Origin of the sequence: Ectobacillus polymachus, from assembly GCF_048159605.1 — a bacterium.
GTDB lineage: Bacteria > Bacillota > Bacilli > Bacillales > Bacillaceae_G > Ectobacillus > Ectobacillus polymachus.
In genome coordinates, this window is the sequence record NZ_JBLREB010000007.1 from 33,862 (window position 1) to 56,264 (window position 22,403).

Sequence of the window (22,403 nt, forward strand, 5' to 3'; positions counted from 1 at the left end):
CTTTGATTAAATCGGTTTTTTCTTAGATAATGGCTTGAAACGGTATGGTAATGCATATATGTGTGAAATAGGAATAAAACACAAATAATTTTTATAGAAAAGTATAGTACTTCGTAGGAAGAATCTCAACTGATTAGGAGATAACAATATAAATCATCAAAAGCAAATCTCATATGACTATGTTACTATTAAAAATAGTATGTATGTTTGGGAGAATGGCATGTTCATTTAATAGATATTATCATCATGAGACACACTTGGAGGAGTTATGGTACAAAAGCCTATTATTTATTTTCTTTGTGTTCAAAACAGTTGTCGAAGTCTAATCGCAGCTGCATTTGCCAATGATTATGGTAAGCAGAAGGTTGAAGTGTATAGTGCAGGAGTTACACCAACTAGCGTTCATCCACAAACCATTGCGACGATGAAAGAAATTGGAATTGATATTTCCGGCGAGACTGCCGATGAAATTAATATGAGGATATTACTAAAATCTACAGTTGTCGTAAAATTATGTGAAGAAGTAAATGAAAAATGTCCGGCTATTCCCTTTGGAATTCGCAGCTTAGAATGGAATATCGAGAACCCTTTCGCTTCTGATAACGATGAATGTGATGTAAATAAATTGAGAGATGTACGTGAAGAAATTCATAAACAAGTTATTCACTTACTTCAACAATTAGATGTGATTCCGCGAAAAGAATATTAACTATATCGTTCGCGTTTTTTTGATATGTAGGGAAGGCTAGATTCTACGATAGAATCTAGCCTTCTTTTTTTGTATATTTAGAATATAATAGTAGAATGTGGTATTTTTGGGAGGTGCAAAAGTGAAACAGCTTGATAAAAATATGATTCAGGTGTGGCGAGTGCATGCAATCCTTTCTTTTGTTCTCTATCTCATTGCTATAATCGTGTACGCCTATGTAAATGAAAGATGGTGGCATGCAGGTAGCTGGGTGTATGCTGCGGGCATTATCATTATCATCTTACTTACCTATTGCGAGTATGTTGTCTTTCCAGCAATTCGCTATCGAAATTTCTTCTATGAGGTGAGGGAGGATGAAATTGCGGTTACGCACGGTCTATTTATTGTCACTCATATAATTATTCCGATGAACCGCGTACAGAATGTAAAGACGAAGCAAGGGCCTATTATGAAACATTTTCACTTATCATCCTTGTTTGTTTCTACTGCATCAAATACGGAAGAAATCCATGGTTTATTAGATCAGGAGGCAATCTCTCTTCAAAAGACGATTATTAAATTGGCGAAGGTTGATGAGCAAGATGATGAATAGACGCGAGCATCCTATTACAATCTTGTTTCATTACTTTAAATTTCTAAAGGATTTTATTTGGAGCTTGATTCCTCTTCTCTTTGTGGGATTTAAACATTTATCCGTGCAATATACTATTCTTATCATAATTGGGGTACTGATTTTAATCGGGATTCGAAATACCGTAATATGGTATTTTTCTATCTATCGAATCGAAGATGACGGATTGTATGTAAAAAAAGGTGTTTTTACTAAGAAAGAAACGTTTGTCCATCGAGACCGGGTGCAATCGGTATCTACTGATGCAACACTTCTTCATCAATTATTCCATATTGAGCAGGTAATTGTTGAAACAGCCGGAGGAAAGGCTCCTGAAATTAATTTATACGGTGTTCCAATTGAATCTGTACATGAAATGGTTGCAATTTTAAAAGGAAAGGAAAAAAGTCTAGACAAACCAAAAGAGCCAAAGACTGCTGCAGAGACGTATCAGCTAACAAAAAAAGAAATGCTACTAGCCGGGGCAACGTCTGGACAATTTGGAATTTTGTTTACGGCTTTAATGGGGCTATGGTCACAAGTCAAAGATTTGCTTCCGGCATCCTCAACAACGTTTGTTACCGATCAGCTCATTCACTCTTCCTATTATATTTGGATTATGTTAGCATTGGTTTTTCTTGTGTTTTCATGGATTGCGGCAACGGTTTCATTTGTTTTGAAATATTACGGCTTTCGAATTAACTCATCTAGTGATAAATTACATATTGTCTATGGGTTATTGCATAAGAGAAATGTAACATTACCACATAAAAAAATTCAAGGCATTACAATTGAAGAAGGTATCCTGCGAGGATGGTTTGGGTTTGCTTCGATTGAAGCAGAAGCAGTTGTCTCTATGACAGATACGAAGGAGTATAAAGTTATACTTCATCCGTTTATTCTGAAGAAGAATATACCTGACTTCTTGCGGAGGGTTGTACCGCAATATACATATAGGCAGGTGGAGGAACATGTACCCACTCGTTCCTTAAAGCGATTTTTGTATATAAAAGTTACGCTTTCCTTCTTACTTGCAAGTGGATTAACGATTTGGAAACCATTTTTAGCGCCAGCCTTTTTACTCGTACTAGTAGCTGTTTGGCACGGGTATGCATGTTATCGCAGAGCTGGATTTTCTATTCATGGTAAACAAATCACGCTATCCTACCGGAAAATAGCAGCCTATACAACGATTCTTTTGAGAAAGCATATTCAATCTATAGGTACAGAACAGACGATCTTTCAAAAAAAAGATAAGGTTGGAACTATTAAAATATATGTCTTATCTGGACTTGCGGGTAAGAAATGTGTGAAGGTAAAGCATATAGACAATTGGCAGAATACACGGATTTTAGAGTGGTTTGAATATCGAAGAAGACTACAGCTAGAGGACAGCCTAAAGAAATCTAGTGCTGAATGAAAGTAATAGGACAATATTTTACTTGTATATCTGTATTTTTTTGAATTATGAGAAGAAGTATGATACAAATGAGAACAAACAAATTATAATTCATGCTAAAATAGAATGCAGAAGGAATACTCTCTTTTGTGAAAGAGCATAATTTAACAATAAAGGAGTAGGAAAATGGAAAAAATCGTAATTTTTGGTCATAAAAATCCAGATACAGATTCAATCTGCTCTGCTTTGGCTTATGCAGCATTAAAAACTGAACTAGGTGTAGAAGTAGAACCATTGCGTTTAGGCGAAGTAAATGGCGAAACAGCATTTGTTCTTGATTATTTTAAAGTAGAGGCACCTCGTTTTACTGCAACAGTTGCAAGTGAAGGAAGCGGCGTTATTTTAGTCGATCATAATGAACGCCAACAAAGTGCAGACGACATTGCAGATACTCATATACTTGAAGTAATCGATCACCATCGTATCGCTAATTTTGAAACGAGTGATCCATTATATTACCGTGCAGAACCTGTCGGTTGTACTGCAACGATTTTAAACAAAATGTATAAAGAAAACGGTGTAGCAATTCGTAAGGAAATCGCTGGATTAATGTTGTCTGCGATTATTTCAGATACATTATTATTTAAATCACCAACATGCACAGACCAAGACGTGGCAGCTGCTAATGAATTAGCAGCAATCGCTGGCGTGGATGCTAGTAGCTACGGATTGGCAATGCTGAAAGCTGGCGCTAATTTAAGTGATAAAACAGTAGATCAATTGATTTCTCTAGATGCGAAGGAATTTCAAATGGGCAATCACAAGGCTGTTATTGCACAAGTGAACACAGTTGATACGGATGAAGTGTTTGCAAAGCAACAAGAAATTGAAGCAGCTATTCGCAAAACCATTGAAGAGCGAAATCTTGATTTATTCGTATTTGCAGCTACTGACATTTTGGAAAATGATTCAGTTGCTCTTGCTTTGGGAAGTGCAACGCACGCTGTCGAAGAAGGATTTGGCGTTAAATTAGATAATAATAAGGCATTACTTAAAGGCGTTGTTTCTCGTAAAAAACAGATTGTTCCAGTTTTAACGAATGTCTTGAACAAATAATAATATATTGAGACAATATACCATTACGCAAACACAACACCGTTCAAGTTTATGAACGGTGTTGTGTTTGCGTATGTTGAAAATGAAAGGAATATGCTAGTATTATGAAATACCCTCTTACCAAGATAGCAAAGAAAGTATATACTCTATCAGTGGAGGCATATTTAGTTTTACAACATATGATGTGTAATCTGTTTGTAGAGACCCATTTCTCTATGAACAAAACTCACAATCGTTTTCGGTTTTTTGGTAAATACATGCTGTATAGAGAGCTATACAGTAATGATCAGAGGAATGGAAAGTGTAGTAAATATATAAAGGAAAGAAACAAAGAGGGTATGTCACATACATCCTATGGAATCTTAATTCTTGATTCTGTATCGTACATTTATTTTGGAAAAAGATGAAATGATGTACTTTATTAAGAATGACGGATTGGAATTATGAAAAGAGAGAATGATTTTCTGATTTCATGCTAATGCTGTAAAAGAGGATTTCATTTCGGTGACGTACATAGCCAATCTGTTTCTAAAAGTAGAATATTGCACTATTTTGTGTAATTTTCCACTTAAATTCTTTTGTATATTTATCTAAACTTAACATTTTCTTATTGCTTATTTGATACAATAGTGATTATGGGTTATGTGTAAAAGGGTGGTGCTAATGGACAAAACATTCATTAACGACAAGTGAATGATGGATTGAACATGAAAGAGAAGTTACACATCCATTTGTCCCTATCTTGAATCTGTTCGTAACATAAGCAATTGGATGGATGCCTCTGATTTACTCATTTACGCAGTACACTTAACTAAAACTTCCCATTATTTAAAGGGGAAAGAGAGAAGAACGCATTTAGATAGAAAATGGCGTTTCATTTTTTCTATTTATATGCAATCTTTTATGGTGAAAAGGACCAAGCTACAGCTTATATATACTCACCTAACTTAATTTGGGATGAACTTAGTTGTAATTAGGAGGAAACTTATGATTCTTATAAACATAGTTATGGCCATTTTTGCTGTTTGGTCAGTCGTCGTGTTTATCGCTGCGGTGATACCGAAACGAGCATCAGGTTCAGCAAAACAATTCCATCCGGAGCAAATCGTTGTTTTGGTTCCTGCTCATAACGAGGAAAAAGTCATTGGACGACTGATAGAAAATGTAACGTCTAATATAAATGGATATCCAGTTCGATTAATTATATGTGCAGATCGTTGTACGGATAATACGGTGCCGATTTGTAAGAAGAATAATGTAGAAGTATTTGAACGTAAAACAGGTATTCCAGGTAAGCAATATTTACTAAAGGATGCTTTTGCAAATTTAACAAAAGAATATGGGTTTAATTCTAATATCGTTGTTACAATTCTAGATGCGGATAATAAGATTGAGCCAGATTACTTTGAACAGCTTGTAGGCTCATTACAAAATGATGATGTGGTACAAGGCTACATTGCTACGTTAAATAGCTCAGATAACCTACAAACACGTTGGTATGCAATGAACTATCACTTTATGCTGCGTTATTATTATTCAGGTAGAGAACGTTTAAATCGTTGCTCTATTTTAGGTGGTACAGGCTGGGGATTTCGTTTATCAGTCTTGGAAAGTGTTCCATTTGATGTAACGTCTGTCACAGACGACTTAGAATATACAGCAAAGCTACGTTTAGCAAAGATTCGTGTTAAATATAACCCGCTTATGAAGATTTACGATGAAAAGCCACAAAGTGTAAGAGTTGGTATACGTCAAAGAACACGTTGGGCACGGGGGCAATGGCAAGTGTTTTTTCAATACTTTCCAAAGCTTGTTTTTAAAGATTTAGAGTTTTGTATGTATTTGGCGCTGCCGTTCTTTATGTTAATCGGTTTGTCTGGGTTCTGGTTTAATAACCATGCTCTACTAAATTTAGTATTTTCTATGATCTTCATTTTGTTCTGGATGGCGTTGGATCGTGGGCTTTCTGATCTGGCAGGTCTATTGCTTCATGTACCATATTTGATTATACAAAATGTTATCATCGTATTTGCATTATTTACATTTAGAAATAACAGTTGGGTTCGTACTCCGCATGGAACGAGCAAAGTAAAATATGGAGAAAAGGTTAAACCAGTTAGCTTGGATTAATCCTTTCGCTTAAGAAGTCGCCTAGGGCGGCTTTTTTTTTCGATATGTGAGAGAAACTCTGGCATATACCCGATTGGGTGGAGGTTTCACTATATATTAATTCATCATATTGGTCATTTTTGTATGAGGTTATAGTAAAATATAGCTAGCTATGGATTACACTTACATAAGTGAGAAGATGAGGTGAGACTTTGTTAGGTTATCTACGGTTAGCTACATTTATCATAGTTACCCTTGTTTATTACATAGAAGCACCAAATATGTATATAAAAGTGCTTATTGGAATTGCGCTAGTAGCATTTATTATGAATCATTTCTTTATCCTTTGTATCGCAAAGAAAAGTCAGCTTTTTTACTATCTTCTCGCCATTGATTGTGCTTGGATTATCGCACTTGGACTTATCTTCCCAGACTATACTCTTCATTTAATTTTATTGGGAGCAGAAGTACTTACATTATTTTTATATACAGGAAATAAGAAAGTATTGTTTGGATTCTCATTTTTTCTATTTATCAGTTGGCTTGTTACAGTTGTCCATTCCTATATTGTGTTAGGTACTAACGGACTTATATCAAATATCTTAAACCTTATTTTTATCATTTTAGAAGCAGTTGTTGGTAATTTAATTCACAAATTACAGGTTGCAAGATCGAATATTGATCTTCAGTATGAAGCACTGTCTCAATCTCATAGAGTGTTAAAGGAAGCTCACGACCAGCTTCGTGTATATGCGAAGGAGGTAGAGGAGCTAACTACAGTTCGCGAGCGAAATCAAATCGCAAGAGACATTCATGATACAGTTGGCCATTATTTAACCGCACTAATTGTTCAGCAGGAGCTCGCCTTAGAGCTTTATAAGAAGGAGCTGCCACAAGCAAGGCGGACATTAGAAACTTGTACAGAATTATCCAGAACTACTCTCCAAGAGATTCGAATGAGTGTTCGCGCATTAAAGGAAGATGTTAATGAAAATTCCTTTCCTTCTGTTGTTCGTTCCATCATCCATGATTTTTCTAAAACAACGGGAGTTAAAGTGTTCTTTGAAATTCAGGGTGATCCAACAATCGTTCCATCCTCTATGCATCCTTCTATTTCAAAAATCATACAGGAATCGTTAACGAATGCCCTGCGCCATGGAAAGGCAACAGAATGTAAAGTGAATATGTCCTGTAATGAGAACATGGTTGAGCTACAAATGGAGGATAACGGAAGGGGCACAAAACAAGTCACGCAAGGATTTGGACTTACCAATATGAAAGAGCGAGTGGAAGAGCATGGCGGAAAGGCTGTATTTACAAGTTCGGAGGGAAAGGGATTCCATATTGCTATACAGTTTCCGCTTTTTCGAGATAAACGAAGCTTAGGAGGGATAGGATGATACGGATTTTGATTGTAGATGATCAGCCGCTCGTTCGTGATGGATTGGGCATGCTTTTGAATCTGCGAGAGGAACTAGAAGTCGTTGGGACTGCCTGTGATGGTGCCGAAGCACTAGAAAAAGCGAGGAAGTACAATCCCGAGATTGTATTAATGGATATTCGTATGCCGGGGACGAATGGGGTAGAAGGTACTAGACTTTTGCGAGAGCATCTCCCTGCCCTGCAAGTGCTTATGTTAACGACATTTAAGGATAGTGATCTCATTTTTGAAGCGCTAGAACAAGGAGCGAGCGGATATTTATTAAAAGATATGCCGACGGATACGATCGTGCAAGCGATTCTAACGGTAAAATCAGGCGGTGTTGTTCTTCCACAAGAAGTAACGGCACAGGTTTTGCAGGAATTAAAGAAAACAAGAGAGAGCGATGCTATGTTGCTTGAGGAAGTTCCATCCTCTGTAAAGCAGCTTACGGAAAGAGAATTGGATATTTTACGGGAGATTGGATATGGACTTAGCAACAAGGAGATTGCACATAAGCTATACATTACAGAAGGAACTGTAAAGAATCATGTGTCCAATTTAATTAGTAAGCTGGAGTTACGTGATCGGACGCAAGCAGCGATTTTTGCAGTTCGCTACGGTATTTCTGAGTACATATGACTTTTGACAGCACTTCAAATCTGTAATTCTATCTTAAGACAGATGGAGCATTTTATTTTTCTTCGTAAAATAGAGGTAGATTGCTGGAAAGGAGTATGATGATATGCTTGTCATAGAACATATAGCAAAGTCGTTTGGCGAAAAGAAAGTAGTCTGTGATATTTCATTTTCAGTAGAAAAAGGGGAATCCTTTGGGCTGCTAGGACCGAATGGAGCAGGGAAATCAACAACGATTTCAATGATATGCGGCCTTGTTTCTTCTGATAGCGGTGATATAGTCGTTGATGGTGTATCGGTGAAAGATAAACCGATAGAAGTAAAACGTAAAATTGGGGTTGTTCCACAGGATATTGCATTGTACCCGACAATGAGTGCCAAAGAAAATTTAATTTTTTGGGGGAAAATGTACGGATTAAGCGGAGTACAAGTGAACAAACGTGCCGATGAGGTCCTAGAGTATGTAGGGCTTTCTGATCATGCGAAGGAGAAAATTGAAACCTTCTCAGGTGGAATGAAACGGCGTATTAATATTGGTGCAGCTTTATTGCATAAGCCAGAGCTGTTAATTATGGATGAACCGACCGTTGGAATTGATCCGCAATCACGTAATCATATTTTAGAAACAGTAAAACAGTTAAATGAACAAGGAATGACAGTTATTTATACAAGTCACTATATGGAGGAAGTTGAATATTTGTGTAAGCGAATTGCCATTTTAGATCACGGTCAGTTGATTGCACTCGGAACGAAGGAAGATTTAGTTAACCAAATTGCAAATGGTTCGATAATTAAGCTCAAAGTCAATGAGGGAAAGAAGGAGTTTATTCGTTTCGTAGAAAACCTTGCTAATGTCGAACGGGTTAAGGTGAATGAGAGCAGCATCGATATTTTTGTTACAGACGAGAAAGTAATTGGGGAGATTGTCGGTGCCACAGTGATGTACCAGGTGCAAATCGAAGCGCTTGAAGTGAAGAAACCCAATTTAGAGGCGCTTTTCCTACAGCTAACAGGACGTTCACTGCGGGATTAAGGGGGACATTACGATGAAAAGCTTAATTATTGCATGGAAGGATTTCAAAATTCGTTTTACTGATAAGCGTGGGTTTTTACTGATGATATTCATGCCGCTTCTTTTGACAGCCATTTTAGGTTCTGCACTTAGCGGAGTAATGGAAGGAAACAAATTGCCAAATACCGTGCTAGGCTACTATCAAGAAGACCATGATTCCTTTGCAGATATGTTTAAAAAGGATGTTCTGCAAAGTGCTGACTTAAGCTCTTATATTACAGTGAAGGAAGTAGCATCCCGAGAAGAACTCACAACACTCATACAAGAAGGAAAAGTAGATGCAGGCTTAATTATTCCAGCAAAGTGGAGTGAAAATATCAATCAAGGTGAACTCAAGCAACCTATTTTGTTATCCGATCCAGGTAAGACTATGCAATCTTCTATTATTGAGACGGTTATCCAATCCTTTTCACAACGTGCCCAAACGGCTTCCCTAGGGGTAAATATGGTTGTGAATGATTTAGCAAAATCAACACCTGTTATGACAGGAAGCGTCAACTTAGGTAATGTTGCTTATGATATTAGTAATCAGCTGAAGGGTATGGCAACTGAAAAAACAGGTATTACTGCCAAGACAGCTGGGAAGAAGAGTGTGTCATCCATGCAATATTACTCAGTTGGAATGGGTGTTATGTTCCTGCTATTTAACATATCTATTGGAGCAAAGATGATTATTGCTGAGCGATCTACAGAAACGTTAGCTCGCTTAATGAGTACACCTACAAGTGCATTGTCCATCATAACAGGGAAATTTATCGGAACGTTACTGTTTTCGGTTATGCAGTTTGTGGTTTTTGTTGCTGGTACCCATTACTTTTTTGGTGTAGATTGGGGAGATAATATGCTCCAAATTGCTGCGGTAGGCCTTTCGTATTCGATCTGTGTATCTGGATTATCAATGTTACTTGCTGGAATGATTAAAAGTGAAAAGACAGCAGATACGATAAATGGTGTTGTGATTCAGCTTCTTGCACTATTAGGAGGCTCCATGCTGCCATTAGATGCTTTCCCAGATTCGTTAAAAGTAATAGCAAACATTGCACCGAACAAATGGGCATTGGTTAGTTTTCTTGACATAATGGGAGGAGTTACGTGGCAAGAACTATTTCCTGCGTTTAGCGTCCTTCTTATTATAGGATTCGCTTCGCTTATTTTAGGAACATGGCGTTTGCAGGCGCGTTAGGGGGAAACAAACGATGAAACAAGTGATTGCCATCTGTCAGTTCGAACTCATGCGATTATTGAAAAAACCGCAAAGCTATTTGGTGATGTTTGCATTGCCTCTAGTCTTTACTCTCATCTTTGGAAGTTTAATTAGTGATTCAGGAGACAATCGCATAAAGATGCTTGTCGTGGATGAAGACCAATCTGTTCTTTCAAAGTCATACTATGAAATCATAACGCAAAATAAGCTGCTAAATGTTTCGTTATCGCCAAAACAAGAGGCAGCAGATTTGCTAAAAAATAAAAAGGTTGAATGTGTGCTTACGATTCCAAAAGGATTTCAAGATAGTGTAGAAAATGATAACAAAAAAGAAATTGTACTAGAACATACTCCTGAATTCACTACTGTTGGGACTGTGCAACAATCGTTGCAAGATGATCTTACTTCGGTCAATATGCGGGTTCGTGCTGCGAAGTCATGGAGCACATATAGCGGTGATTCTTGGTCTGTTATGTATGATAAGCTAACAAGCGAAGCTGCTGCAAAGCCTGTTACCTTGGAAAAAGATACGGTATCGAAAGGAACTCAAGCTACGAGTTTAAACAATATGTCTGGTCGAGCAGCTGGCTTTTCCATTCTGTTCGTTATGATCGTCATGATGGTTGCAACCGGTACGATATTAGAAGCGCGTAAAAACGGTGTTTGGTATCGAATGATGAGTACACCTGCTTCCAAAGCACAAATATTAGGAGGGTATATTTTGTCCTTCTTCGTACTCGGCTGGATCCAATTTGGAATGCTGATGTTGCTGACCAATCTTCTTTTCCACGTAACGTGGGGGAACATAATCGGGAATATCGTTCTTGTTTCTGCCATGCTGCTAGCTATCGTTGGTCTGGCATTATTCATAGCGGGAATGGTAAAAACGTCAGAGCAGCAAGCTGCAATTGGTAATATTGTAGTAGCTAGCACATGTATGATATCTGGCATGTACTGGCCACTTGAGATTGAGCCTGCTTTCATGCAGCGAATCGCAGATTTTATACCTCAAACGTGGGCGATGCGGGGCTTTACAGAGCTCATTGCACGAGGGGGAAGTGTATCAGATATCGCAAGCTATGCTGGGATTTTGCTAGCCTTTGCTGCCGTATTTTTTATAATAGGTTTATATCGGATTCGATATGAATAAGAGCGAATGCGAAAAACGGGCAAAGTCCCGTTTTCTTTTTTCGAAAAAAAATTGGGTAAATGAAGGACCATTTCTCACTCCTAACATATATTTTCAAGGAATGCATATGCAGTGTGCTTGTCTCTTATGAGAGAGAAGTATTAGTATGTAGGTAGGGAGGACTGTAATATGATTACTTTGAAAACAGAACGTGAAATTACATTAATGCACGAAGCGGGAAAATTGCTTGCAGCTTGTCATCAAAAACTTGCTGACTTAATACAACCAGGAATTACGACGAAGGAAATTGATGCATTTGTAGACAAATTTTTAGCGCAAAACGGTGCAAAGCCTGAACAAAAGGGATATAGAGGCTATGAGTATGCTACATGTGCTTCGATTAATGATGAAATATGCCATGGATTCCCACGTAAATCTCCTCTAAAGGAGGGAGATATCGTGACAGTTGATATGGTAGTAAATTTACATGGTGGATTAGCGGATTCCGCTTGGAGTTATGGAGTGGGAAAAATATCCAAACATGCAAGTGACTTACTTGCAGTAACAAAAGAAGCATTGTACCTTGGAATCAATCAGGCAAAGGCAGGCAATCGTATTGGAGATATTGGCCATGCCATTCAAAGCTTTGTAGAACCAAAAGGATATTCTGTTGTTCGAGAATTTACCGGTCATGGTATAGGCCATACGATTCATGAAGATCCGTACATTCCGCATTATGGACTTCCAGGAAAGGGTCATCGATTGAAACCTGGTATGGTTATTACCATTGAACCGATGATTAATATAGGAGCTTGGCAATCGAAGATGGATAGCAACAAATGGACAGCGAGAACGATTGACGGTTCTTTGTCAGCACAATATGAGCATACGCTTGTCATTACAGATGGAGACCCGATTATATTAACGGAGCAAAATTAAAGTATATGTACCAAAAAAGGGGCGTTATTTACGATAACGTCCCCTTTCTTAATTATTTGTAGTTATTGTACGGCTTTCTCAGTGTGTAACACATATTTGTGCACGGCATGGGCTACGCCGCTTTCATTATTCGTAAGAGTAACAGTATCACAAATTTCTTTTACTTCTTCTTCTGCATTCCCCATCGCTATGCTGAAGCCGGCTGCTTTCATCATAGGTACATCATTAAAATTATCACCAATTGCTATCGTTTGATCCATTGGGATGTGAAAATGGTTAGCAATAGCTTGTAGTGCAGTTCCTTTATTTCCATGTTCAGTTGTTATTTCTAAATTACTTGGGGCTGATGATGTAACCGTAATATCTGTAATTTGCTGTATATCTTGTACTAACTGCTTTCGTTTGTCTTGTTCTAATGTAAGAAGAAATATTTTTTCCATGTGAGTAGAATTGTCCGCAAGTATAGTTGTCACATCATCAAATAAGTGGTAATATGTTGCTTTCAATTCTTGAACCGTTACACGTTCTAGATCTTCTATTGTCATCTTTCTATCTGGATAAGAACCTTCTTTATAAGCCTTCATGACACGCTCTTTCCATGTATTCGGTACATATACACCTTTATTTGTGTAAAGCTTATAAGGAAAAGAGCCTGCTTCTAAAAAGCGAGTAAGTTCAGACACTGTCTGTTTTGGTAGATAGTTTGCTTCTATTACTTGGTCGTCTACAAAGGCTATAGATCCGTTACTTGCTCCAATCGGACAGCGAATCGAATATTCGTTTAATATTTTCAAGATGCTATACTTCGTTCTTCCTGAGCATATCATTACGATATGGCCTTCAGCTTGTGCCTTTTTGATAGCATCGATATTTTGTGGTGAAATGGTTAAATCCTTTGATAATAATGTTCCGTCCATATCAATGGAAATAAGTTTCATTTCTAGGACACTCCTTATCTATTAAGATATATGATCCAACTTACTAAATGTATCATGTTTAATAGAAAAAGGAAGAGTAATTATTTTTTAAGATTTGAGAATATCGCGAGGAGTAAGTACAGATTAGTGATAGTAAATTCAAAGGGTAAGCACAAATTATTTGTTTTTTACTTTCCCTTCGCTGATGATACATAGAGAGAATTTTAGTTAGAAAAAATATGGTTATGCTTACTTACATATTGAAATGAAATCATAAGGAGGAAATTATTTGGAAAAAGCATCAATGAAGCAACGTCCTATATTAACGGAAGGACCAATTGCAAAAACGTTATTATTCTTTTCAATGCCAATTTTATTAGGCAATATACTGCAATCTTTAAACGGTTCAATCAATTCGATATGGGTTGGGAAATTTCTGGGGGAACAGGCACTTGCTGCAACCTCTAATGCCAATATTCTTTTGTTTTTTCTTATTAGTTCTGTTTTCGGGATTGGAATGGCAGCGACGATATTAGTTGGGCAAAAAATCGGTGCTAAGCAAATCGAAGAGGCGAAGAAAGTAGTAGGAACGAGTGCAATCTTCTTCATGGCCTTGTCCCTGATTGTAGCGGCATTAGGTTTGATATTTGTCTCACCTATATTAGATGTACTAAATACACCAGCGGATGCAAAGCCGATGGCTCTTATTTATACGCGTATCATGTTTGCAGGTGTTCCATTTATGTTCGGATACAATTATGTAATGACTATTTTGCGTGGCTCTGGAGATAGCAAGACGCCATTTTATTTCCTGTTGTTATCTGCAGGCTTGGATATTGTTTTAAATCCTATGCTTATTTTTGGAATTGGCCCCTTTCCTAAGCTTGGAATTGGAGGATCGGCGACGGCTACTTTTATTGCACAATTTATTAGTCTCTTTGCTATTATTTTCTATTTGTATAAAAAGGAATATTTTCTTCGTATTACGAAGAATGAACTTCATATGCTTCGTATCGATTGGGATATTCTCCGCGTTCTAGTTGCGAAGGGAATACCAATGGGATTGCAAATGATTGTTGTTTCTTCTAGTGCACTTGGTTTATTTAATATAATTAATACCTTTGGCTCTGAAGCGACGGCTGCATATGGGGCAGCTTCACAGCTATCCAATTATGTACAAATGCCGGCAATGGCTATAGGAGGAGCGGTCACTTCCATGGCTGCACAAAATGTAGGTGCTGGTAAATGGGATCGTGTTCATCGTATTACGTGGATGGGAGTAGCATTTAATGTGTTATTAACAGGCTTTCTTGTTGCTATTATCCACTTATTCAATCGCCAGGCACTTCTTCTCTTCTTGCCAGCAAATAGTAATGCTTTACATATTGGTATTCAGATTAACAACATAACACTTTGGTCATTTATCTTATTTGGAGTTATGTTTGTCGTTTCTGGTGTCATTCGGTCTACAGGGGCTGTCATGGTACCTCTTATCATTACATTTATAGCACTTTGGGTATTGCGTACACCCCTTGCGTATTATCTTGGAAAGATGTATGGACTTGATGCATTATGGTGGAGCTTCCCAATCAGCTTTGCAGTGACCGTTGTATGTAATGTTTTGTATTACATGTATGGAAACTGGAAGGAAATAAAGATGGCAAGATAAGATATAAAAAGACTGCTGAATATTAGTTCAGCAGTCTTTTCCATTATCCAAGATACTTTGTTACAGTATTTTCAACTTCTTTTAAATAGTTTTTTAACGCTGCTTCGTCGGCCGCCGGAATACCACAGAAGAAGACGTGATCTAAGACCTCCACATCAGTAAAGCCAAAAATACCTTCATCTGATATTTTCTTCATTGCATTAAGCATACCGTTTGGTCCGTAAATTTCACTTGGAGTACCTGTTGTGCTAAATAAAAGTGCTTTTTTACCAGTAAGTAATCCTTTTGGTACTCCATCAACATAGGCGTAGGCAAAGCCGTAAGAAAAGACACGGTCGACATATCCTTTTAGAATAGCAGGAAATCCTGTCCACCACACAGGATACACGAATGTAATCACATCTGCCCATTTGATGTACTCTTGTTCTTTTTTGATATCTTCTGCTACTTGTCCTTTTTGGAACAATTCGAAGTCAGAACCTTTTAACACAGGTTCGAAGTTTAATTCATATAAATCGCGAACGACCACTTCATGTCCGTTTTTTTCTGATGCTTTTATGAGTGATTCCTTTATACCGTTGTTAAAGCTATTTGGATTTGGATGTGCATATACAATTAAGTGTTTCATGTTCAAGTCTCCTTTTTAGTTTTATATCTAACTATTAGTCGGTTCCGAGGAACGGACTCTTTGCAGCAATCCTTCAAAACAAGAATGGTTGCAAAGAATCCCTAATTAGCTTACCTAAATCGATTTAGTCTATTTGTGAGTATATGTTCTAATTGTTCTTGCTCTTCCTCAGTAAGGTCACCATATATCACATCGTTTAATGTAGAGGATACCTGATAAAAAATTTGCTCTAAATCCTTTCCTTTCTCTGTTAATGAAATATAAGTGACTCGGTTATCCTGCGGATCCTTTTCCTTTTTAATATACCCGGAATCAACCAGCTTATTTACGAGAACCGTAACGGTAGGCTTCGTTCGTTTAATACGCTCCGCAAGCTCCTTCATTGTCACCTTTTGTTTTTCGTATAAAGCTACTAATATTCCACCGTGTGAAGGGGCAATTCCTTTCACACCATGTTTCTCTAGCTCTGACAAGATCAGTCGGTCGCTATTTTCCTTCAATCTACTAATGAGCGCAACAGCATTTTTCTTAATCATGGCATCATTATAGTTAGACATCTAACTAATGTCAATTCTGATAAAATCATATCATCTTTTATGTTGCTTACATATACTTAGGTATATACCTATAAATAGTCTTTGATGTAATTGGCAGCGGAACATTTCGAAAAGAAGTTTCTGTAAACATTCTCTATCCATTTTTTTAAAAAGTGTTAAAATAAGATGGTGATAAAAAACGAGTAAGGTGGTTTACCATGAAAATAAAATTAGGCTTACTTTATGGTGGAAAATCAGCAGAGCATCAGGTGTCGTTACAAACTGCGCTCGCTGCTACAAAAGCATTAGATCGTAATAAATTCGACATTTACCCTATTTATATTACAGAACAAGGTCAGTGGCGCCATGGCAATCGTATTGAAGGTGACGTTACATCTGTTGAGTCTTTAAAGCTAACGGAAAGCAGTAATGAAGTATCTCCGCTTTCATTAAGTCATGAATTGACTTCTGCAAAGAGTACTGAAAAAGGAATTGATATTGTATTTCCGCTTCTTCATGGGACAAATGGTGAAGATGGTACGGTACAAGGCTTACTTGAACTGTTGAACATTCCATATGTAGGAAATGGCGTATTAGCTTCGGCAGCAGGTATGGATAAAGTAATTATGAAGAATATTTTTGCACAAGCAGGTCTTCCTCAAGCGAATTACGTTTGGTTTATTCGACATGAATGGGAAAAAGACCGCAATGCAGCCTATGATAAAGTGGAAACAACACTCGGCTATCCTTGCTTTGTGAAGCCTGCAAATCTTGGCTCAAGCGTTGGAATTAGTAAATGTAAAAACCGCGAAGAATTAGAAGCGGCTTTTGAAGAAGCATTCCAATTTGATCGTAAGATAATTATTGAAGAGAATATCGTAGCACGCGAAGTAGAGATTGGCATTCTTGGAAATGAAGAACCTCGCTGCTCGGTAGTTGGTGAAATTGTACCGAAAAAAGAATTCTACGACTATAAGGCGAAATATTCTGATGAAAGCACAGCATTAATTATTCCTGCTGACATTACAGAAGAAGAATATAAACGAATTAGCAGCGATGCTATTACTGCATTTCAAGCATTGGATGGTTCTGGATTAACAAGAGCGGACTTCTTTTTAACGAAGGACAGCAAGGTGTATATCAATGAAGTAAATACTATGCCTGGCTTTACACCTGTAAGCATGTTCCCGTTATTATGGCAAAGCACGGGTATTGAATATCCGCAGCTTATTGAAGAGCTTGTGCGTCTGGCTATCAAACGTCATGAAGAAAAACAACAAATCAAATATACAATTTAAGATGGAACCGAAGCACTATTCAAAGGGAATAGTGTTTCTTCCTTGTAAAGGGGAACTCGTATGTTAGAACGAACACTATTACAAGTTCAAGAAATGGTTCATGGGAATGGCCTTGATGAAAAATGGAAGAACGTACGTATAAAGGGTGTATCCATAGACTCCCGTTCGATTCAACAAGGGAATCTATACATTCCGATTCAGGGAGAGCGCTTTGACGGACATTCCTTTGTAGCTAACGCAGTGGCAAACGGTGCTGTTGCAACATTCTGGAAGAAGGATGTGCCAAGTCCGCCAACGAATATACCTGTAATTTTTGTAGAAGATACGCTAGAAGCATTGCAAGCTTTAGCCTATGAGTATCGCAGCCAGTTACGTATTCGAGTAATTGGAATCACGGGCAGCAATGGAAAAACATCTACGAAAGATATTCTTACTAGTATACTTGCCACAACGTATAAGGTTCAAAAAACAGAAGGTAACTTGAATAATCACATTGGATTACCTCTTACCATTCTTCGTTTAGAGGAAGATACAGAAATGGCTGTAATTGAAATGGGTATGTCAAACTTTGGTGAAATTGAATTTTTATCAAAGCTTGCTAGACCTAATGCAGCGATTATTACAAATATCGGTGAGTCTCATTTAATGGATCTCGGTTCACGAGAAGGAATCGCAATTGCAAAAACGGAGATTGTTCAAGGACTGCAGCCGGATGGCTTGTTTGTTTATAATGGAGATGAGCCGTTACTAGGAGAGAGAGTTCCGCAATTAGAAATAAAAGCGAAGATCGCTACCTTTGGAGATAATAGCACGAATGATTATTTTCCTACTCGCATTGTAACGAAGGAAAATGGTACGGAATTTTCTATTAACCAAGCGTCAGATCTCTCCTTTTTCATCCCGGCACTTGGCAAGCATAATGTCTATAATTCCTTAGCGTGTATAGCGATTGCTTCTTTCTTTGGTGTTACATGGGAGAGTATGAAGGAAGGCCTTGCCCGTTTACAAATGACTCGCATGCGCTCAGAAATCATCCATACTGCCGATGGGTTAACAATAATAAATGATGCCTATAACGCAAGCCCGACTTCGATGAAAGCGGCGCTTGCTATCATGAAAGATTTGCACGGATATGATAAGAAAATTGTCGTATTAGGAAATATGTTAGAGCTTGGCGATCAAGAAGAACAGTTTCACCATGAGGTTGGAACATGTATTGATCCGCAGGTTGTCGACTATGTTTTCACATACGGAGAACTTGGCAAGCATATTGCTCAAGGAGCGAACGAACATTTTGCTAAGGAACGTGTTATGAGTTTTACTGATAAAGAGGAGCTGGCAAGTGCATTGCGAAAAGTGGTATCCCCACAAGATGTTGTGTTGCTAAAAGCATCTCGAGGTATGAAACTCGAAGAATTGATCCCGTTACTTTAATAAATAATAAACGATAGGAGCCTCACTACCTATCGTTTTTTCATGTAAGAGCTAAATTTAGTAAAAAAGGACCTAATTTCGAAAAAGAAGGAAATAGTGAGTTTGCTTTTTTTTACTACAAAACTTATAATAGGTAGAGCATAAAAAATGCATTTCCATTATTTCTCTTTCGAGGGGAGCCCATTAGATAAGTCGGAAGAGATTCCTTAACGATAGTAAGGGCATTTTCCTCGCGCGAGGAGGATGCCTTTTTATGTGAATAGTGATATGAAAAAGAAAAGGAGCACGTTAAAATTGACAACATTTCGTGAATTAGGATTAAGTGAACTTTTGCTCAAATCAGTAGAGCAAATGGGATTTGAAGAAGCAACACCTATACAGGCAGAAACGATTCCGGTTGCCTTAGAAGGATTAGATATTATCGGACAAGCACAAACAGGTACTGGGAAAACTGCTGCATTTGGCTTACCGTTATTAGAAAAAATAGATACAAACCATGATTGGATTCAAGGAATTGTAATTGCACCTACTCGTGAGCTAGCAATTCAAGTTTCGGAAGAATTATACAAAATTGGAACTAGCAAGCGCGTTCGTATTCTTCCAATATACGGCGGGCAAGACATCAATCGCCAAATTCGTTCCTTGAAGAAACACCCACATTTAATTGTCGGAACTCCAGGTCGTATTCTTGACCATATTAATCGCAAAACAATTCGTTTGCAAAGCGTTGAAACAGTGGTACTTGATGAAGCAGACGAAATGTTAAATATGGGATTCATTGAAGATATTGAATCTATTTTAACGGATGTACCAAAAGAGCATCAAACGTTGTTGTTCTCAGCTACTATGCCAGAACCAATTCGCCGTATTGCAGAACGTTTTATGCAGGAGCCAAAGCACATCAAGGTAAAGGCTAAAGAAGTAACAATGCCTAATATTCAACAGTTCTACATTGAAGTACAAGAAAAGAAGAAATTCGATACGCTTACTCGTTTATTGGATATTCAATCTCCAGAGCTTGCGATTGTATTCGGTCGTACAAAACGTCGTGTCGATGAATTATCAGAAGCATTAAACCTTCGTGGCTACGCAGCAGAAGGAATTCATGGTGATTTAACCCAAGCGAAGCGTTTGTCTGTATTGAAGAAATTTAAAGAAGGTTCCATTGATGTACTTGTAGCTACAGATGTAGCAGCTCGTGGATTGGATATTTCAGGAGTTACACATGTATACAATTTCGATATTCCGCAAGATCCAGAATCCTATGTACACCGTATTGGCCGTACTGGTCGCGCAGGTAAAAAAGGAGTGGCTATGCTATTCGTTACGCCGCGTGAATCTGGTCAATTGCATAATATTGAACGTACAACAAAACGTAAAATTGAACGTATGAATGCACCAACATTAGACGAAGCATTAGAAGGTCAACAACGTCTTATTGCGGATCGATTATGTTCTATCATTGATAATGAAAACTTGTCATATTATAAGCGTATGGCAGAAGAAATCTTAGAAGAAAAAGATTCAGTAGAAATTATTGCTGCAGCTTTAAAAATGATGACAAAAGAGCCAGATACAACTCCTATTAGATTGACAGATGAACCGCCGGTTGTTTCATCACGTGACAAACAAAAAGGTGGATACCGTGGTAATCGTGATCGTAATAGAGGGGATGACCGTAACCGCGATCGTAGCAGAAATCGTAAGGGCGGCCATCATTATGAACAAGGACAAGGACAAGGCAGAGGACAAGGTAGAGGCTACTCTGATAATCGTAAGCAGGGACGCAAGCCTACTGCAACGAAATAAAGTGAAACATTCCTTGTTAGGCTAACAAACCAATTTTTACATTTTACAGGCAGTAATCTCTCACTTAGGCTTATAATATAATGTGCCTAAAGAGGGGCTTACTGCCTGTTCGTGTTAATAAGGGAATTGGTCATCATTCTGCCTTCTCTATGCACTAAAAGGACTCGGGTAAAAAGGGATGAATGAGAATGATAGTAGGTATTGGAATCGATATAATTGAACTAGATAGAGTTGCGAAGTCTATGGAGCAGCCTAAATTTTTAGAGCGTATCCTTACGCTTTGTGAACGCGAATTTGCTTCTTCTCTTAAAGGAAAACGAAAAGTTGAATTTGTGGCTGGGCGCTTTGCTGCAAAAGAAGCATTTTCAAAAGCAATAGGTACAGGGATTGGCAAAGACGTTAGTTTTCAAGATGTAGAAATTATAAATGATGAGCTAGGAAAGCCAGTGGTTCATTCTGTGTTCTCCTACAATATTCATATTTCTATTTCACATAGCAACAGCTATGCGGTAGCACAAGTAATTCTTGAAAGCCCGTCATGCTAGTCTGCATAATCGTTCTTTTCCTCTCATATATTTGAGTAGCGATAGATTCTACTTAACTTATGAGACAAAGGGGCTGAAATAATGAAAAAACTGCTGTTTGCAGTAATAATCGGGTTGCTTGCAATGGCGGCTTTAGCAGGCTGTGGGCCAAAAACAAAGGAAAGTGTTATTTCTGATTTAGATGCCAAAGTGAAAAAGATGTCAGGTTATCAAGCTGAGGCAACGCTATCGATTAAAACTGGGGCAGATGTACAGGAGTACATGGTTGATATTTGGCATAGCAAGCCTGCGTATTATCGTGTTAACTTAAAGAATGCCAAGCAGGAGCAAAGTCAAATTATTTTGCGAAATGATGATGGTGTATTTGTATTAACGCCTGCCTTAAATAAAAGCTTTCGCTTTCAAAGCGATTGGCCGCAAAACAGTAGTCAATCTTATTTATTCGAATCGCTCGTTCGCGATGTAATGAAGGATAAAAATGCTACGTTTACGAGTACGGATCAATACTATATTTTTGAAACGAAAACAAACTATCAAAATCAGAATATGATGCCGAAGCAGGAAATTACGTTTAGCAAAAAAGATTTAGCCCCAGTTTCAGTTAAGCTATTAGACAATGATAAAAATCCCCTTGTTGAAGTGAAGTTTTCGAATGTGAAATTCGATGCAAAATTCGATAAGAGTTCATTTGATATGAAGAAGAACATGTCGGGTGCTCAAATGGAAATGCCTACGAACGGGAAAGAGGATCAACCGTTTTCAGTTTTGTATCCGAATGACCTACCGAAGGATATGAAACTAAATGATGAAAAACAATTGCAAACGAATAACGGAAAACGAATCATTCTTACTTATGGAGATAGTAACAGAACCTTTACATTAGTAGAGGAGAAAGCTAGAACATCACAGACAAGTACGCCGATTGGTTTAAACGGGGAGCCAGTAGATTTAGGCTTTACAATTGGTGCATTAACAGATAAATCGGTGAGTTGGTCACAAAACGGCGTTGACTATATGTTAGTTGCAAAAGGGTTATCACAGGATGAAATTCTTGCTGTGGCTCGTTCTGTATACCAAAAATCATCGAAGTAATAAACAACATGACGGGTCCAGACTCGTCATGTTGTTTATTTAAGTATAAAATTGTTAGAATAGGTCATTTTTAGAAGTGTCGTTTTTCGAAATTTCGTTGACTTTTCCTTGTCTTAAGTCAATAATCTA

20 protein-coding genes are annotated in these 22,403 nt (G+C 37.8%); 17 read left to right on the forward strand and 3 right to left on the reverse strand.

Features of this window, described 5'->3' with window-relative positions; all coding sequences use genetic code 11:
- Positions 1-268: 268 nt before the first annotated feature.
- From ACM5BR_RS17475 to map, 11 genes are all read left to right on the forward strand, one after another.
- A complete protein-coding gene (locus ACM5BR_RS17475; RefSeq protein ID WP_416829350.1) occupies positions 269-709 on the forward strand; it encodes an arsenate reductase ArsC in 441 nt (146 codons plus the stop codon).
- Positions 710-830: 121 nt separating this feature from the next.
- Positions 831-1,301 carry a PH domain-containing protein gene (locus ACM5BR_RS17480; protein WP_416829351.1) on the forward strand — a complete coding sequence of 157 codons (471 nt, stop codon included), beginning with the start codon at positions 831-833 and terminating at the stop codon, positions 1,299-1,301.
- The gene (locus ACM5BR_RS17485) at positions 1,291-2,739 is read left to right on the forward strand and encodes a PH domain-containing protein (RefSeq protein WP_416829353.1); all 1,449 of its coding nucleotides are present in this window, start codon (positions 1,291-1,293) and stop codon (positions 2,737-2,739) included. Before ACM5BR_RS17480 ends, ACM5BR_RS17485 begins: the two co-directional genes overlap by 11 nt.
- 165 nt (positions 2,740-2,904) lie before the next feature.
- Positions 2,905-3,834 carry a manganese-dependent inorganic pyrophosphatase gene (locus ACM5BR_RS17490; protein ID WP_416829355.1) on the forward strand — a complete coding sequence of 310 codons (930 nt, stop codon included), beginning with the start codon at positions 2,905-2,907 and terminating at the stop codon, positions 3,832-3,834.
- A gap of 987 nt (positions 3,835-4,821) precedes the next feature.
- Positions 4,822-5,964, forward strand: a complete 1,143-nt coding sequence (locus tag ACM5BR_RS17495) for a glycosyltransferase family 2 protein (protein ID WP_416829356.1) — start codon at positions 4,822-4,824, stop codon at positions 5,962-5,964.
- A 191-nt stretch (positions 5,965-6,155) separates the two neighbouring features.
- Positions 6,156-7,343 carry a sensor histidine kinase gene (locus tag ACM5BR_RS17500; protein WP_416829357.1) on the forward strand — a complete coding sequence of 396 codons (1,188 nt, stop codon included), beginning with the start codon at positions 6,156-6,158 and terminating at the stop codon, positions 7,341-7,343.
- Complete coding sequence (locus ACM5BR_RS17505; RefSeq protein WP_416829359.1) at positions 7,340-8,005, forward strand: response regulator; 666 nt, start codon at positions 7,340-7,342, stop codon at positions 8,003-8,005. The genes ACM5BR_RS17500 and ACM5BR_RS17505 overlap by 4 nt, the downstream gene beginning before the upstream one ends.
- 103 nt (positions 8,006-8,108) lie before the next feature.
- Entirely contained in the window at positions 8,109-9,035 is a 927-nt protein-coding gene (locus ACM5BR_RS17510) for an ABC transporter ATP-binding protein (protein WP_416829361.1), read from the forward strand.
- A 13-nt stretch (positions 9,036-9,048) separates the two neighbouring features.
- On the forward strand, positions 9,049-10,257 hold the full coding sequence (locus ACM5BR_RS17515) for an ABC transporter permease (protein ID WP_416829362.1): 1,209 nt from the start codon (positions 9,049-9,051) through the stop codon (positions 10,255-10,257).
- Positions 10,258-10,270: 13 nt separating this feature from the next.
- On the forward strand, positions 10,271-11,428 hold the full coding sequence (locus ACM5BR_RS17520; protein WP_416829363.1) for an ABC transporter permease: 1,158 nt from the start codon (positions 10,271-10,273) through the stop codon (positions 11,426-11,428).
- A 168-nt stretch (positions 11,429-11,596) separates the two neighbouring features.
- Complete coding sequence (gene map / locus ACM5BR_RS17525) at positions 11,597-12,346, forward strand: type I methionyl aminopeptidase (RefSeq protein ID WP_416829365.1); 750 nt, start codon at positions 11,597-11,599, stop codon at positions 12,344-12,346.
- Positions 12,347-12,408: 62 nt separating this feature from the next.
- Here map and ACM5BR_RS17530 read toward each other — a convergent pair whose 3' ends face one another.
- Positions 12,409-13,284: a Cof-type HAD-IIB family hydrolase gene (locus ACM5BR_RS17530; RefSeq protein ID WP_416829367.1), complete on the reverse strand. Its 876-nt coding sequence runs from the start codon at positions 13,282-13,284 to the stop codon at positions 12,409-12,411.
- Between the two features lie 268 nt (positions 13,285-13,552).
- On the opposite strand from ACM5BR_RS17530, the gene ACM5BR_RS17535 reads away from it, so the two are divergent.
- Positions 13,553-14,932: an MATE family efflux transporter gene (locus ACM5BR_RS17535; RefSeq protein ID WP_416829368.1), complete on the forward strand. Its 1,380-nt coding sequence runs from the start codon at positions 13,553-13,555 to the stop codon at positions 14,930-14,932.
- A gap of 43 nt (positions 14,933-14,975) precedes the next feature.
- Here the strand turns inward: ACM5BR_RS17535 and ACM5BR_RS17540 are convergent, their stop codons facing one another.
- The gene (locus ACM5BR_RS17540) at positions 14,976-15,560 is read right to left on the reverse strand and encodes an NAD(P)H-dependent oxidoreductase (RefSeq protein ID WP_416829370.1); all 585 of its coding nucleotides are present in this window, start codon (positions 15,558-15,560) and stop codon (positions 14,976-14,978) included.
- Between the two features lie 110 nt (positions 15,561-15,670).
- On the reverse strand, positions 15,671-16,117 hold the full coding sequence (locus ACM5BR_RS17545; protein WP_416829371.1) for a MarR family winged helix-turn-helix transcriptional regulator: 447 nt from the start codon (positions 16,115-16,117) through the stop codon (positions 15,671-15,673).
- A 197-nt stretch (positions 16,118-16,314) separates the two neighbouring features.
- On the opposite strand from ACM5BR_RS17545, the gene ACM5BR_RS17550 reads away from it, so the two are divergent.
- From ACM5BR_RS17550 to ACM5BR_RS17570, 5 genes are all read left to right on the forward strand, one after another.
- Complete coding sequence (locus tag ACM5BR_RS17550) at positions 16,315-17,394, forward strand: D-alanine--D-alanine ligase (protein ID WP_416829373.1); 1,080 nt, start codon at positions 16,315-16,317, stop codon at positions 17,392-17,394.
- A 60-nt stretch (positions 17,395-17,454) separates the two neighbouring features.
- Entirely contained in the window at positions 17,455-18,828 is a 1,374-nt protein-coding gene (locus tag ACM5BR_RS17555) for a UDP-N-acetylmuramoyl-tripeptide--D-alanyl-D-alanine ligase (protein WP_416829374.1), read from the forward strand.
- Between the two features lie 294 nt (positions 18,829-19,122).
- Positions 19,123-20,637 carry a degradosome RNA helicase CshA gene (locus ACM5BR_RS17560; RefSeq protein ID WP_416829376.1) on the forward strand — a complete coding sequence of 505 codons (1,515 nt, stop codon included), beginning with the start codon at positions 19,123-19,125 and terminating at the stop codon, positions 20,635-20,637.
- A gap of 188 nt (positions 20,638-20,825) precedes the next feature.
- Positions 20,826-21,182 carry a holo-ACP synthase gene (gene acpS, locus ACM5BR_RS17565; protein ID WP_416829377.1) on the forward strand — a complete coding sequence of 119 codons (357 nt, stop codon included), beginning with the start codon at positions 20,826-20,828 and terminating at the stop codon, positions 21,180-21,182.
- Positions 21,183-21,305: 123 nt separating this feature from the next.
- Positions 21,306-22,274 carry a LolA family protein gene (locus ACM5BR_RS17570; protein ID WP_416829393.1) on the forward strand — a complete coding sequence of 323 codons (969 nt, stop codon included), beginning with the start codon at positions 21,306-21,308 and terminating at the stop codon, positions 22,272-22,274.
- Positions 22,275-22,403: the final 129 nt, after the last annotated feature.